At 31.9% G+C, this 13,133-nt stretch carries 13 protein-coding genes and 1 pseudogene; all 14 read left to right on the forward strand.

From position 1 onward, the window contains the following. Complete coding sequence (gene mrdA, locus ACMOUI_RS04265) at positions 1-1,791, forward strand: penicillin-binding protein 2 (RefSeq protein ID WP_418964499.1); 1,791 nt, start codon at positions 1-3, stop codon at positions 1,789-1,791. Further along, positions 1,788-3,710: a ribonuclease J gene (locus ACMOUI_RS04270; RefSeq protein ID WP_418964500.1), complete on the forward strand. Its 1,923-nt coding sequence runs from the start codon at positions 1,788-1,790 to the stop codon at positions 3,708-3,710. Before mrdA ends, ACMOUI_RS04270 begins: the two co-directional genes overlap by 4 nt. A gap of 35 nt (positions 3,711-3,745) precedes the next feature. Further along, positions 3,746-4,054, forward strand: coding sequence for a ribosome assembly RNA-binding protein YhbY (gene yhbY, locus ACMOUI_RS04275; protein ID WP_418964501.1), 309 nt, complete (start codon positions 3,746-3,748; stop codon positions 4,052-4,054). Between the two features lie 26 nt (positions 4,055-4,080). Beyond that, positions 4,081-4,542, forward strand: coding sequence for a divergent PAP2 family protein (locus tag ACMOUI_RS04280; protein ID WP_418964502.1), 462 nt, complete (start codon positions 4,081-4,083; stop codon positions 4,540-4,542). Positions 4,543-4,553: 11 nt separating this feature from the next. Continuing rightward, complete coding sequence (gene dxs, locus ACMOUI_RS04285) at positions 4,554-6,377, forward strand: 1-deoxy-D-xylulose-5-phosphate synthase (protein ID WP_418964503.1); 1,824 nt, start codon at positions 4,554-4,556, stop codon at positions 6,375-6,377. Continuing rightward, positions 6,364-7,194, forward strand: coding sequence for a phosphohydrolase (locus ACMOUI_RS04290; protein ID WP_418964504.1), 831 nt, complete (start codon positions 6,364-6,366; stop codon positions 7,192-7,194). The genes dxs and ACMOUI_RS04290 overlap by 14 nt, the downstream gene beginning before the upstream one ends. After that, the gene (locus ACMOUI_RS04295; RefSeq protein WP_418964505.1) at positions 7,194-8,000 is read left to right on the forward strand and encodes a TlyA family RNA methyltransferase; all 807 of its coding nucleotides are present in this window, start codon (positions 7,194-7,196) and stop codon (positions 7,998-8,000) included. The genes ACMOUI_RS04290 and ACMOUI_RS04295 overlap by 1 nt, the downstream gene beginning before the upstream one ends. Further along, positions 7,997-9,277 carry a S41 family peptidase gene (locus tag ACMOUI_RS04300; protein WP_418964506.1) on the forward strand — a complete coding sequence of 427 codons (1,281 nt, stop codon included), beginning with the start codon at positions 7,997-7,999 and terminating at the stop codon, positions 9,275-9,277. Before ACMOUI_RS04295 ends, ACMOUI_RS04300 begins: the two co-directional genes overlap by 4 nt. Positions 9,278-9,294: 17 nt before the next feature. Continuing rightward, positions 9,295-9,960 carry a 16S rRNA (cytidine(1402)-2'-O)-methyltransferase gene (gene rsmI, locus ACMOUI_RS04305; RefSeq protein WP_418964507.1) on the forward strand — a complete coding sequence of 222 codons (666 nt, stop codon included), beginning with the start codon at positions 9,295-9,297 and terminating at the stop codon, positions 9,958-9,960. Between the two features lie 12 nt (positions 9,961-9,972). Then, complete coding sequence (ylqF, locus tag ACMOUI_RS04310; RefSeq protein WP_418964508.1) at positions 9,973-10,869, forward strand: ribosome biogenesis GTPase YlqF; 897 nt, start codon at positions 9,973-9,975, stop codon at positions 10,867-10,869. Between the two features lie 9 nt (positions 10,870-10,878). Next, on the forward strand, positions 10,879-11,703 hold the full coding sequence (locus ACMOUI_RS04315; protein ID WP_418964509.1) for an NAD+ synthase: 825 nt from the start codon (positions 10,879-10,881) through the stop codon (positions 11,701-11,703). A 19-nt stretch (positions 11,704-11,722) separates the two neighbouring features. Further along, positions 11,723-12,115 (forward strand): hypothetical protein, encoded by a 393-nt coding sequence (locus ACMOUI_RS04320; protein WP_418964510.1) that lies wholly within the window; start codon positions 11,723-11,725, stop codon positions 12,113-12,115. After that, complete coding sequence (locus ACMOUI_RS04325; RefSeq protein WP_418964511.1) at positions 12,105-12,524, forward strand: YchJ family protein; 420 nt, start codon at positions 12,105-12,107, stop codon at positions 12,522-12,524. Before ACMOUI_RS04320 ends, ACMOUI_RS04325 begins: the two co-directional genes overlap by 11 nt. 26 nt (positions 12,525-12,550) lie before the next feature. Then, positions 12,551-13,133: pseudogene (locus tag ACMOUI_RS04330) on the forward strand (hypothetical protein); the annotation flags it as partial.

Here is a 13,133-nt window from a genome sequence, read left to right on the forward strand (position 1 = left end):
GTGAAAAAAGATCTAGGAATAAAGTTAGGGAAGAGCTTTGAATTCAGAGGAGAGATATATAAAGTATTTGTTTTTCTAGTATTTGTTTTACTAGGAAGTAGAATGGCATATTTACAAATTTTACAAAAAGATAAATATAACTATTTAGCTCAAAAAAATAGAGTAAAATTAAGAAAAATTGATGCTGAAAGAGGAAACATATATGATTCAAATGGTGAATTAGTTGTTACAAATACATTAGGTTATAGATTGGTTTACTTGAACCAAAGAAGCGTTAATAGTGAACAGTTAAAAGAGATGAGTGAAGTTACTGGATACGGTGAAGATTATTTACAAAGAAGAATAAAATATGGTGAAATAGTTCCCTATACTAAAGAAAATATTTTAGTTGAAGATTTGGATTTAGATTTAGCTCATAAGCTAATGGAAAAAATTGGGGATTATCCATATTTAGAGGTACAAAGTTATTCTAAAAGAAAGTATATATATGATTCATTGGCAGCTCACACAATTGGATATGTAAAGAAGATAACAGAAAAAGAGTATGAATCACTAAAGGATGAAGGGTATTCTCCAAGAGATATTGTGGGGAAAACAGGAATAGAAAAGGTCTATGACTTACAGATGAAAGGAAAACCTGGCTATGATTACATAGAGGTTAATGCTTTAAATAAAGCTCAAAAAATTGAAAAAAGCAAAGATCCTATTCCAGGATATAATCTTCATCTATCTTTAGATATGAGATTACAAAAATATATGGAAAAAGTTTTCGAAGAGGAGAATCTATCAGGTGCACTAATAGCAATAGAAGCTCAAACAGGAAAAATATTAACAATGGTGAGTTATCCAACATATTCATTGACAACATTCAGTTCAAAAATATCTCAGGAAGATTGGGATCAAATAACAAATGATTCAAGAAAACCTTTAACAAATAAGAGTATATCAGGGGAGTATCCTCCTGGTTCAGTATTTAAGCCATTTTCAGCTTTTGCATTTTTTAACAATGGATTGGATCCTAAAACAAAAATTTATGATAATGGTGTCTATAGTATAGGGAAATGGAGTTGGAGAGCTTGGAAAAAAGGCGGACATGGAACTGTTGATTTTGAAAAGTCAATAGTGGAATCTGTTAATCCATATTACTATAAATACGCTGATCAATTTGGACATGAGCCTATTATAGAGGTAGCTGGAAATTTTGGTTATGGAAAACTATCTAAAGTGGACGTTTATGGAGAAAGAGCCGGAATTTTGCCAAGTGAGAAATGGAAAAGAAAAAGATTTAAACAGGGATGGTTTAAAGGGGATACAATAATTTTGTCTATAGGACAAGGGTATCTTCTGGCTACACCAATGCAAGTTGCAGTATCCTATATGGGACTTGCAAATAGAGGAAAAGCATATGTCCCACACGTTGTGGATTATATGGAAAATGGTAATGAAAAAATAGAAATAAAACCAGAGGTCTTATATGAAAACAGTTATCCTAGTTGGTATTATGACGCTTTAAATAAAGCTCTAATAAACACAGTAGAAAAGGATAATGGAACAACAAAAGCATTGAGAACCCCTGGATTGGTTATAGGAGCAAAGAGTGGATCATCTCAAAACTCAAGGTTTGATGAAACACACGCTCTTGTTGCAGGATATTTTCCAGCGGACAAACAACCGAAAATTGTATTTACAGTTCTATTGGAAGGAGCTGGAGGAGGAGGACGTGTTGCTGGAGGAGTTGCTAAAAAATTTGTGGACAAATATTTGGAATATTACAATGAGGAGATGAAATGAATTTAGAAAATATTGTTGAAAAGGAGAAAGAAGCACCAAAGAAGAAAACAAGACGAAGAAAATATTATAATAAAGGAAAACAGGGAGAGAAAGCTCCCAATGCTGAAGTTTTAACTGAAGCTAAAAAAACTGATGAAACTAAGGTGACAACACAGCAACAACCAAAAACTCAGACCCCTAAAAAAAGAGTACCAGCAAAAAAAGTAGAGGTTCAAGAAGAGGTTAAAAAACCAGTTTTAAAGACAGAGAAAGAGGAGAAAATGTATGTTATTCCTCTAGGTGGACTAGATGAGATTGGTAAAAATATGACTTTAGTTCAATATAGAGATGAGATTATAATCATAGATTCTGGAGTTACATTCCCAGATGATGGGCTATTGGGAATAGACTTAGTTATTCCAGATTTTAGTTATATAGAGAGCAATAAAGATAAGATAAAAGGGTTATTTATAACTCACGGTCACGAGGATCATATAGGATCAGTGCCATATCTATATCAAAAGATAGATAAGAGTGTTCCACTTCATGGAGGAAAATTAACATTAGCATTGATAAAAGCTAAGTTTGAAAGTGGAGAGGTCTCTAAAATTCTTCCAAAAATGAGAGAGGTAAAAGGAAGAGATAAAATTAGAGTGGGTAAATATTTTGAAGTGGAGTTTGTCAGTGTGACACACTCAATAGCTGATGCCTATGCTGTTGTTGTTACAACACCAGCTGGAAGAGTTATGTACACAGGAGATTTTAAAATAGATTTAACACCTGTAGATGGAGATGGAGTGGATTTCTTAAGACTTGCTCAAATTGGTGAAGAGGGAGTAGATCTACTACTTTCAGATTCAACAAACTCAGAGATAGATGGTTTTACACCTTCTGAAAGAAGCGTAGGAGAAGCCTTTAAAGTGGAGTTTACTAAGGCTAAAGGAAGAATTATCATAGCGGCTTTTGCATCTCACGTACATAGATTACAACAGATTGTAAATATAGCTCATGAACATGGAAGAAAAATTGCAATAGATGGAAGAAGTTTAATAAAAGTTTTTGATATAGCATCAACATTGGGATATTTAAAACTACCTGAAAATATTATGATAAACTTATCTGATGTGGATAAGATGAGAGATAATAAAGTTGTTATTCTTTGTACAGGAACTCAAGGTGAACCTATGGCAGCACTGTCAAGAATAGCTAAAAATATGCATAAGCATACTAAGGTAAAAGAGGGAGATACTGTTATTATATCAGCAACACCAATTCCGGGAAATGAAAGAGCTGTATCAAACAATATAAATAGTCTTTTAAAATATGAGGCAGAGGTTGTATTTAAAAAAATAGCTGGAATTCACGTTTCAGGACACGCGAGTAAAGAGGAGCAAAAGTTGATGCTTAATTTGATTAAGCCTAAACACTTTATGCCTGTACATGGAGAGTTCAAAATGCTAAAAGCACATAAAGAAACAGCTATTGAAACAGGAATTCCAAAGGGAAATATAGTAATAGCAACAAATGGAAGTAAAGTAGAAGTTACAAAATCTAGTGCTAAAATAAAGGGAAAAGTTAATGCGGGAGCTACTTTAGTTGATGGACTTGGAGTTGGAGATATAGGACATATAGTATTAAAAGATAGACAGCAGCTATCGCAAGATGGAGTAGTTATTGTTGTATTCGCATTGGATAAAGAAACAGGAAAAGTTTTAAGTGGGCCAGATATAGTAACAAGAGGATTTGTATATTCAAGAGACTCAGATGAAATTTTAAATGAAGCTAATGAGCAGATTAAAATAAAGTTAAAAGAGTTTGAGGATAGTGCTATAAAGGATTGGACTGTTATAAAAAATAGTGTTAGGGATGTAGCAGGGAAGTTCTTCTACAACAAGATAAAAAGAACACCAGTTATTCTGCCTATAATTATGGATGTATAAAAATTATTATTAATAAAGAGTAAAGAGGAGAGAAAATGAGTTTAACAAGTAAAAAAAGAGCATTTTTAAGAAAGAGAGCTCACAATTTAGAGCCAATATTTAGAATAGGAAAAGAGGGATTCTCAGAAACTTTAGCACAAGGTGTTTTAGAAGCATTAATTCCAAGAGAATTAATAAAAGTAAAAATACTTCAGAACTCTGAAGCTGATAAGAATGAAGTAGCTTATCAAATTGCTGATGCAATAGAGGCAGAAGTTGTTGGAATAATAGGAAGAACTATAATTTTCTATAAAGAGAATCAAGATAAACCAACAATATCATTAGAGTTAAAAGCAGTTAAATAAAAAATTAAAAAGAGAGTGGGGAAACTATGGAAAAAGGAATAATTTTAGGAAATAGAATTCTAGATGTAGTATTTATAGCTTGGTTTATAGCCCAGTTTTATAAAGTTGTAACTACAATATTTATTGATAAAAAACTAAATATGAAAAGAATTTTTGAAACTGGAGGAATGCCAAGTTCCCACTCTTCAACTATGGCATCATTAAGTACAGCAGTAGGCTTAGCTCATGGAACACAAAGTACAATATTTGCCATTTCATTTGTCTTAGCAGGTGTAGTTATGTATGATGCTGCTGGAATTAGAAGAGCAGCAGGAAAACATGCAGGACTTTTAAACACATTGCTGGACAGATTTGCGGCAAAAGTTGGAGAGAGATTACATGATGAAAAATTAAAAGAACTTTTGGGACACAGTCCATTAGAAGTATTAGTAGGGGCTATATTAGGAGTGGTTGTAGCCTTTTTATTTAAAGGTTATATTCAGGCTTAAGGATGGAAAAAATGAGGGTAGATAAGGACTATATAAGTAAGTTGGAAAAAGAAAGCCAAGAGATTAGAGATACATTAGTTGAGATAACAAGTAAAAATGGTGGACATTTGGCACCAAATTTGGGAGTAGTTGAATTAACTCAAGGAATCGTTGAAGTTTTCGACTTACCAAAAGATAAAGTTTTATTTGATGTAGGACATCAATCGTACGTCTATAAACTATTGACAGGAAGAGGAGAGAAATTTGACACTTTGAGAACAAAAGGTGGTATAGGACCATTTTCGGATCCCAAAGAGAGTAGTTTTGATTTTTTTATAGCTGGACATGCAGGAAGTGCTCTTTCTGCAGGAGCAGGAATTGCAAAAGCAAATCCTAAAAATAAAGTTGTTGTGGTTATAGGGGATGCTTCTATTGCAAATGGTCATTCATTGGAAGCTTTAAATAATATAGGTGGGAATTTAAAAAATCTAATAATTATATTAAATGACAATGAGATGTCCATTGGAGAGAATGTAGGTTCTTTATCTAAATTTTTCGGTAAATTGATGATAAGTAACGTATATATGAATATAAGGAAAGATATTAGAAGTATCATAAGTAAAGGAAAAGTGGGAAATCAAGTAAAAAATGTTTTGGAAAGAATAGAGTATTCTGTAAAACAGTTCTTTTTACCTTCAAGCATATCAGAAGTTTTAGGATACCAATTTTTAGGTGTAATAGATGGACATAATTTAGAAGAGATTTTAAAGACATTAAATATAGCTAAAGAGATGGAGGGACCAGTTTTTATACATGTAAAAACTGAAAAGGGAAAAGGATACCAGTTAGCAGAAGAAAATAAAGAGAAATTTCATGGAATATCTCCTTTTAACCCAGAAACTGGAGAGGTTGAATCTGGAGGGAAAACATATTCTAGCATTTTTGGTTCAAAATTAGTGTCTTTAGCTGAAAAAGACAAGAGTATTTATGCAATTTCAGCAGCAATGGTAAAAGGAACTGGCTTGGGAGAGTTTCAAAATAGATTTGAAGATAGGTGTATAGATGTTGGAATAGCAGAGGGACATGGAGTTACATTTTCAGCAGGATTGGCAATATCTGGGAAAAAGCCATATGTGGCCATATATTCAACATTTTTTCAAAGAGCATTAGACCAATTGATACATGATGTTGGATTACAAAATTTACCTGTAAGATTTATAGTGGATCGTGCAGGAATTGTTGGTGAAGATGGAAAAACACATCAAGGAATACATGATATTAATCTGTTTTTAAGTATGCCAAATTATAGAGTTTTGGCTCCAGCAACAGGAAAAGAGTTGGAAGAGATGCTAGAATTTTCAAAAGATTTTCAAGAGGGTCCTCTAGCAATTAGATTTCCAAGAGGTAAAGCATTTGAGATTAAAGAGCAGCTAAATCATAAATTTGAGATTGGAAAATGGAATAAAGTGAGAGAGGGAGAGAGAAATCTTTATCTTACAACCGGAGCAATGCTAAAAGAGATTTTAGAGATTGAGGGTAAACTTTTAGAGAGAGGATTAGGCGGAACTATAGTAAACTGTTCATCTATAAGACCTCTAGATGAGAATTTCATTTTTAATGAGTTTTCCAAATATGACAATATATTCACCTTTGAAGATGGTTATGAAAGAGGTGGATTTGGAAATGAAGTATTAAGATTTTTAAATGAGAAAAAAATGAAAATTAATATAAATATAATAGCTTTAGATAGCGTAGCAATACCTCATGGGTCAAGAAACATACTGTTAGAGGATTATGGTCTAAGAGGTAAAAAACTAATAGAGAGAATTGAGGGTAGCATTAATGGCGAAAAATAGTAATGCACTGAAGTTTATAAAACTTCTATTAAACCATGAAATGGTTTTAGATTTAGATCATCATGATGATCAGGGGGTTAAAGTAACTACTCACACATATGATGTTTTAAAAATCTCTTTTGAAGAGATAAGAAGAGATTACAGAGATTTAAAAGAAGCAAGAGAAAAGGTGGAATTTTTTTCAATAGTTGTTGGAGTGATTATTCACGATTTGAGCAAGGGAAGTATCAGGAAAGCTGATGAAAAACTTTCTCATTCTCAAATGATGATTAAAAAACCTGAATATATTATCAAAGAAGCTGAAAAAGTTTTATCAGAGATAGAAGAGGCTTTAAATTTAAAAATTGTAGAAAAAATAAAGAAAAATATAACTCACATAGTTATATCACACCATGGGAAATGGGGTAAAATACAGCCAAATACAAAGGAAGCTCATATAGTTCACAGAGCGGATATGTATTCAGCGAAATATCATAGAATAAACCCTATTGGTGCGGATAAAATTTTAAGACTTATGAGCGAAGGAATGAATATAGATGAAGTAGCTAAGAAGTTTAACTGTACTACAGGAGTTATAAAAGATCGTTTAAAAAGAGCAAAGCATGAGCTTAGACTTAAAAACACAAAACAGTTATTGGGATACTATAAGAGTAAAAAGAAAATTCCAATAGGAGATGACTTTTTCACAAAGAGAGTTAGAGAAACTGAAAAATTAATAAAAGCGGTTGATAGATTAGGGTTTGAAAATCTTATTTTAGAAAATCCACTACTAAACTATTTAGAGGATGATAAGATTTTTGAAAAGGAAGGACAGTAATGAAAGAGAGAGTAGATGTTCTACTAGTTGAAAAGGGATTTTATGAGACTAGAGAAAAAGCAAAAAGAGCAATTATGGCTGGATTAGTTATAATAAATGAAAAAAAAATAGATAAACCTGGAACATCTATAAAAATAGATGAAGAGCCTATAATAAGAGTGAAAGGTGACGCTTGTAAATATGTCAGCCGTGGAGGGTTAAAATTAGAAAAAGCTATAAATGTTTTTAATTTAGACTTACATGGAAAAAAGGTCCTTGATGTGGGATCTTCAACAGGTGGATTTACAGATTGTTCATTACAGAATGGAGCATCTTTTGTATATGCTGTAGATGTTGGAACAAATCAATTAGATTGGAAATTAAGAAATGATGAAAGAGTAAAATCTTTAGAGAACACACATATAAAAGATTTAACATTGGATGATTTAAATAATGAAAAAGTGGACTATATAGTTATGGATGTATCTTTTATATCTATAACTAAGGTGATAGAGCATTTAGTTAAATTTTTTAAAGAGAATACAAAATTAATGGCATTAATAAAACCACAATTTGAAGTAGGAAAAGAGAATATCGAAAAGGGTGGAATAGTAAAAGATAGCAAGAAGCATATAATGGCAATAGAAATGGTCGTAGAAGAAGCTAAAAAATCTGGTCTTAGACTAAAATCATTAGATTTTTCGCCAATAACAGGAACAAAGGGAAATGTAGAGTACATATCTCTATTTGAAATTGGAGAAGAGGAGTCTCATATCAACATAGAGTCAGTTGTAAAACAAGGAAAGAACTTGGGAGGAGCCATATGATAAAACTGTTAAGAAATGCTGGAGCAGCACTACTTTTATCAGGAGTTATGATTGCAAATACAGTGCCGTCGTATTCTGTTGATAATGGATTTATTTCAAATATAAAAGAGTTAAAAGAACTTTCAGATATTATGAATATTATAAAAGAAAATCATGTAGGAAGTGATGAAAAAGATCCAACAAATACAACACTTATGCAAGGTGCACTAAAGGGTATGATGGAATCTTTAGATGACCCTCACTCAAATTATTTTACAAAAGAGGAGTTAGAAAGTTTTAAAGAGGATATTGAAGGAAAGTACGCGGGTGTTGGAATGGTTATCCAGAAAAAAGCGGATGAACCTTTAATTGTAGTATCTCCAATTGAGGATACTCCAGCATATTTAGCAGGAATAAGAGCTAAGGATAAAATTATAGCAATAGATGGAGAGAGCACTTATAAATTAACAAGTGAGCAAAGCGTTAAAAAGTTAAAAGGTGAGCCAGGAACTTCAGTAAAACTTACAGTTTATAGAGAGGAAGCAAAAGAAACTAAAGATGTTGAACTGAAAAGATCAATTATACAGTTAAAATATGTAAAAAGTAAGATGATTGGAAAAGATATAGGATATCTAAGATTGACTCAATTTGGTGAAGATGTCTATAAAGATGTTCGAAAAGATTTAGAAGGTTTAATAAAAAAAGGGGCTAAGGGTATAATTTTAGATTTAAGAAGTAACCCAGGAGGTTCTTTAGGACAGGCTGTTAAAATCTCATCAATGTTTATTCCAGAAGGAAAAATAGTTAGTACAAAAGGAAAAACAGGAGAAGAGGAGATAGCATATAGAGAAGGAAAGTATTTTGGAGATTTCCCATTAATAGTTCTGATAAATGAAGGGAGTGCTTCTGCATCGGAGATTGTTTCAGGCGCTATAAAAGATTATAAAAGAGGAATTTTAATAGGAGAAAAATCATTTGGAAAAGGTAGTGTTCAAACACTATTACCTTTACCTGATGGAGATGGAATAAAACTTACTATTGCAAAATACTATACTCCAAGTGGAGTTTCTATTCATGGGAAAGGAATTGAACCAGATATTTTGGTTGAAGAAAAGGATGATTTCCTATTTTTTAATGGTTTCGTTACTAACATAAATGAGGATGAAACTAAAGAGAATAGAAATGAGATTATAAAAGAGGTTAAAGGTGAAGAGGAAGCTAAGAAAATAATCTCTAAAGAGGATATCCAATTGGATAGAGCTGTTGAAGAGATGAATAAGCTTTTACAGAAAAAATAGAGGAAATGAGGTAAAAAATGCTTTATATAGTGGCAACTCCCATAGGGAACTTAGATGATATAACTTTAAGAGCAATAAAAACTTTTGAAGAGGTAGATTTTGTTTTTGCAGAGGATACGAGAGTAACAAAAAAGTTATTGAATCATTTAGGAATTGAAAAGATAGTTTATAGATATGATGAACACACAAAGATGCATCAAGTATCAAATATAGCTAATATGCTAGAGAATGGTAATAAAATTGCACTGGTGACAGATGCAGGAACACCATGTATATCTGATCCTGGATTTGAAGTGGTAGATGAGGCATTAAAAAGAGGAATAAAAGTTATTCCAATTCCAGGGCCAAGTGCTATGACAGCGGCAGCTTCAGTAGCAGGAATATCTACGAGAAGATTTTGTTTTGAAGGATTTTTACCAAAGAAAAAAGGAAGACAAACTCTTTTGAAATCATTGGCAACAGAGGAGAGAACAATTGTTATTTTTGAATCTCCACACAGAATAGAAAAAACTCTAAGAGATATTGAAACATTTATAGGAGTTAGAGAAGTAGTTATTGTTAGAGAGATAACAAAAATCTATGAAGAGATTTTAAGAGGAACAACAACTGAGTTAATAGATAGATTAGAGAAAAATCCAATAAAAGGAGAGATAGTTCTTTTAATAAAGGGTAATGAAAAATAGAGGTGAGAAAAAATGTCGATGACAAAAATTAACTGGTATCCTGGGCATATGAAGAAAACAAAGGATTTAATTAAGGAGAATATGCCATTGATAGATATTGTTCTTGAAGTTGTAGATGCAAGAATTCCTTTATCAAGTAAGAATCCTGATATAGCTGGTTTTGCAAAAAATAAGAAAAGAGTAATTGTAATAAATAAATCAGATTTAGTTACAAAAGAGGAGATTAACTTTTGGAAAAAGTTCTTTAAAGAGAATAATTTTGCAGATGAAGTGTTGGAATTATCAGCAGAGACAGGATTTAATATAAAAACTCTATATACAATTATAGATAAAGTATCAAGAGAGAAAAAAGAAAAGTTAATGAAAAAAGGCTTAAGAAAAGTAAATACAAGACTTATGGTAGCTGGAATTCCAAATGTTGGAAAATCAAGACTAATAAATAGAATAGTTGGTAAAAATAGTGCAGGTGTAGGAAATAAACCTGGATTTACAAGAGGAAAACAGTGGATTAGAATTAAAGAGGGACTAGAGTTACTAGATACACCTGGAATTTTATGGCCAAAGTTTGAAAATCAAGAGGTTGGCTATAACTTGGCTATAACTGGTGCAATAAGAGATGAGATTCTTCCAATAGATGAAGTGGCATGTGTTCTAATTGAAAAGATGCTAAAAATGGGTAAAAAAGATGTTTTAAAAGAAAAATATAAACTTTTAGATGAGGATTTTGACCAAGTTAGTGGAGGAATAATAGAATCAATTGCACTGAGAATGAATATGTTACAAAAAGGTGGAAACTTAAATGTACAACAAGCGACATATACCCTTTTAAGAGATTATAGAGCTTGTAAGTTAGGAAAGTTTGGCTTAGATATGGATATAGCTGAGGAGATTAAAAACTTATACAAGTAGGAGAAAAAAATGAGTTGTAAATTGGATTTAGATTTGAATTTAGTTGAAAAAATATTGATAAATTTTTTAAAAGAAGAAGCTAATAAGGTTGGATTTTCAAAGGTAGTTCTTGGACTTTCTGGAGGTATAGATTCAGCACTGGTAGCTTATTTAGCAGCAAAAGCTTTTGGGCCTGAAAATGTTTTAGGTATACTTATGCCTTATAAAACTTCAAGCAAAGAGAGTATAGAACACGCTGAATTAGTTGTAAAAGATTTGGGAATAAAATCAAAATTAATAGAGATAACTCCAATGGTAGAACCATATTTTCAAATGAATCCAGATATGGATGGGTTAAGAAAAGGAAATAGAATGGCTAGAGAGAGAATGTGTATTCTATTTGATTACTCAGCTAAAGAAAAAGCCTTAGTATTGGGAACATCTAATAAGACAGAGATGCTGTTAGGATATAGCACTCAGTTTGGTGATGCAGCTTCAGCTATCAATGCAATAGGAGATCTTTATAAAACACAGGTTTGGGAGCTATCCAAACATTTAGGTGTTCCACAACCATTGATTGATAAAAAACCAAGTGCTGACTTATGGGAAGGTCAGACTGATGAGAGTGAATTAGGATTTTCATATAGATTGGCTGATGATATCCTATTTGCTCTTATAGATGAAAGAGAAAAAAAAGAGAATATCATAAAAATGGGATACCCTGAAGAGATAGTAAATAAAGTTATTTGGAAAATTAAAATGTCTCAATACAAAAGAAAACTTCCTTTAATAGCAAAGGTATCTATGAGAACAATAGGGAGAGAGTTTAGATATCCAAGAGATTGGGGAGTATAAAAGCTAAGGAGGGTTAGATTTGAGAGGGGAAGAGCAATTAAGAGAAGAGTTACAGGAGTTCCAGAAAGAAAAGGAAAGAATTAGAAATATTGTAGGCCAAATAGGAGGGTCAAATAGTAAACAAAATAAAGTAGTAAATACACTATTGATAGTAATAATAGTGGCACTATTGTTACTGGGAGGAGTTTTTAATAGAATTACTCCAGCATTAGCGGTACAAGTGGCTATTTTATTTAGTGTTATTAAATTGATTTGGATGTTTTATGAGTCACAAAGAGCTAGTCATTTCCAGTTTTGGATTTTAAACTCTTTAGAGTTCAGAATAAATGAGATTTATAAAAAAGTAAAAAAGATGGAAAAAGAGTTAGAAACTTTAAAAAAAATAGAGGAGTTTAAAGAGAATGACAAATAATTTTAAAACTGCTGAAGAGCTGATGAGAGCTAGATATAGCGCTTTTGAAAAGGGAGATATAGAGTTTATAGTGGAAACTCATCACCCTGAAACAAAGGAAAATATGGACATTGAGGAGACAAGAAAGTGGGCCTTAAATTCAGAGTGGCTAGGGCTGGAGATTGTATCAACTGAAAATGGAACTGAGAATGATTCTGAGGGAATCGTTGAATTCAAAGCTTTCTATAAAGAGAATGGAAAAGAGATTGTACATCATGAAAAAAGTAGATTTGTAAAAGTGGACAATCAATGGCTATATTATGGGTGGTTACCTCTTCAGGGAACAATAGTAAAAGAGGAAAGAATAGGAAGAAATGATCCATGTACTTGTGGATCAGGAAAAAAATATAAAAAGTGTTGCGGGAAATAAAAAATTTTATTTAGGGAGAGTAGTAAATGAAAATTGCTATTGTCGGTTATCCAGACTCAGTGAAAAAAATTTTAAAAACGTTAGAACCACAATATACATATATAACATTTTTACCCTATGAAATAAAGCAACTGAGTGATTCTGTAGAAAATTTAAAAGAGCTAAAGGGGAAAGTAGATGGAATATTTTCTACTGGAATAGGAGTTCACTCAGAAATAGTGAGTAAATTGGGATTAGATATACCAATGGTTTATTCAAATAGAGAGGCAGGAAGTATTTTAAAAGCTCTATGGGAATTGAGAGAAGACTATCAAGATATAAGCAATCTAAAAATTGGGTTTGATATTGTTGAGGAGAAAGTTTTATTGGAGACTTTAGATGAGTTTGGAATAAAACTAAATGGGGTTGATGTTCAAGAATATCAAGAGGACAAGATGGAACTAGATTTTTTAGATGAACATATCAAAAATTTAATAAAGGGAAATGTACACTGCGTATTTACAGCCTTTGGATATGTGTATGATTATTTTAAAAGTAAAAATAAGCCAGTTTATAGATTACAATCAACAAAAAATGAGATTGTTAATCAAATGAAAACTCTTTTAAAAG

The sequence above is a fragment of the Cetobacterium sp. genome, assembly GCF_048470075.1.
Lineage (GTDB): Bacteria > Fusobacteriota > Fusobacteriia > Fusobacteriales > Fusobacteriaceae > Cetobacterium_A.

What these genes read in the sequence shown, in the direction of transcription:
- ACMOUI_RS04300 (WP_418964506.1), top strand. Translation starts at nt 7,997, where the DNA reads ATGATAAAACTGTTAAGAAATGCTGGAGCAGCACTACTTTTATCAGGA.
- rsmI (WP_418964507.1), top strand. Translation starts at nt 9,295, where the DNA reads ATGCTTTATATAGTGGCAACTCCCATAGGGAACTTAGATGATATAACT.
- ACMOUI_RS04280 (WP_418964502.1), top strand. Translation starts at nt 4,081, where the DNA reads ATGGAAAAAGGAATAATTTTAGGAAATAGAATTCTAGATGTAGTATTT.
- ACMOUI_RS04270 (WP_418964500.1), top strand. Translation starts at nt 1,788, where the DNA reads ATGAATTTAGAAAATATTGTTGAAAAGGAGAAAGAAGCACCAAAGAAG.
- ylqF (WP_418964508.1), top strand. Translation starts at nt 9,973, where the DNA reads ATGTCGATGACAAAAATTAACTGGTATCCTGGGCATATGAAGAAAACA.
- ACMOUI_RS04315 (WP_418964509.1), top strand. Translation starts at nt 10,879, where the DNA reads ATGAGTTGTAAATTGGATTTAGATTTGAATTTAGTTGAAAAAATATTG.
- yhbY (WP_418964501.1), top strand. Translation starts at nt 3,746, where the DNA reads ATGAGTTTAACAAGTAAAAAAAGAGCATTTTTAAGAAAGAGAGCTCAC.
- ACMOUI_RS04290 (WP_418964504.1), top strand. Translation starts at nt 6,364, where the DNA reads ATGGCGAAAAATAGTAATGCACTGAAGTTTATAAAACTTCTATTAAAC.
- ACMOUI_RS04295 (WP_418964505.1), top strand. Translation starts at nt 7,194, where the DNA reads ATGAAAGAGAGAGTAGATGTTCTACTAGTTGAAAAGGGATTTTATGAG.
- dxs (WP_418964503.1), top strand. Translation starts at nt 4,554, where the DNA reads ATGAGGGTAGATAAGGACTATATAAGTAAGTTGGAAAAAGAAAGCCAA.
- ACMOUI_RS04325 (WP_418964511.1), top strand. Translation starts at nt 12,105, where the DNA reads ATGACAAATAATTTTAAAACTGCTGAAGAGCTGATGAGAGCTAGATAT.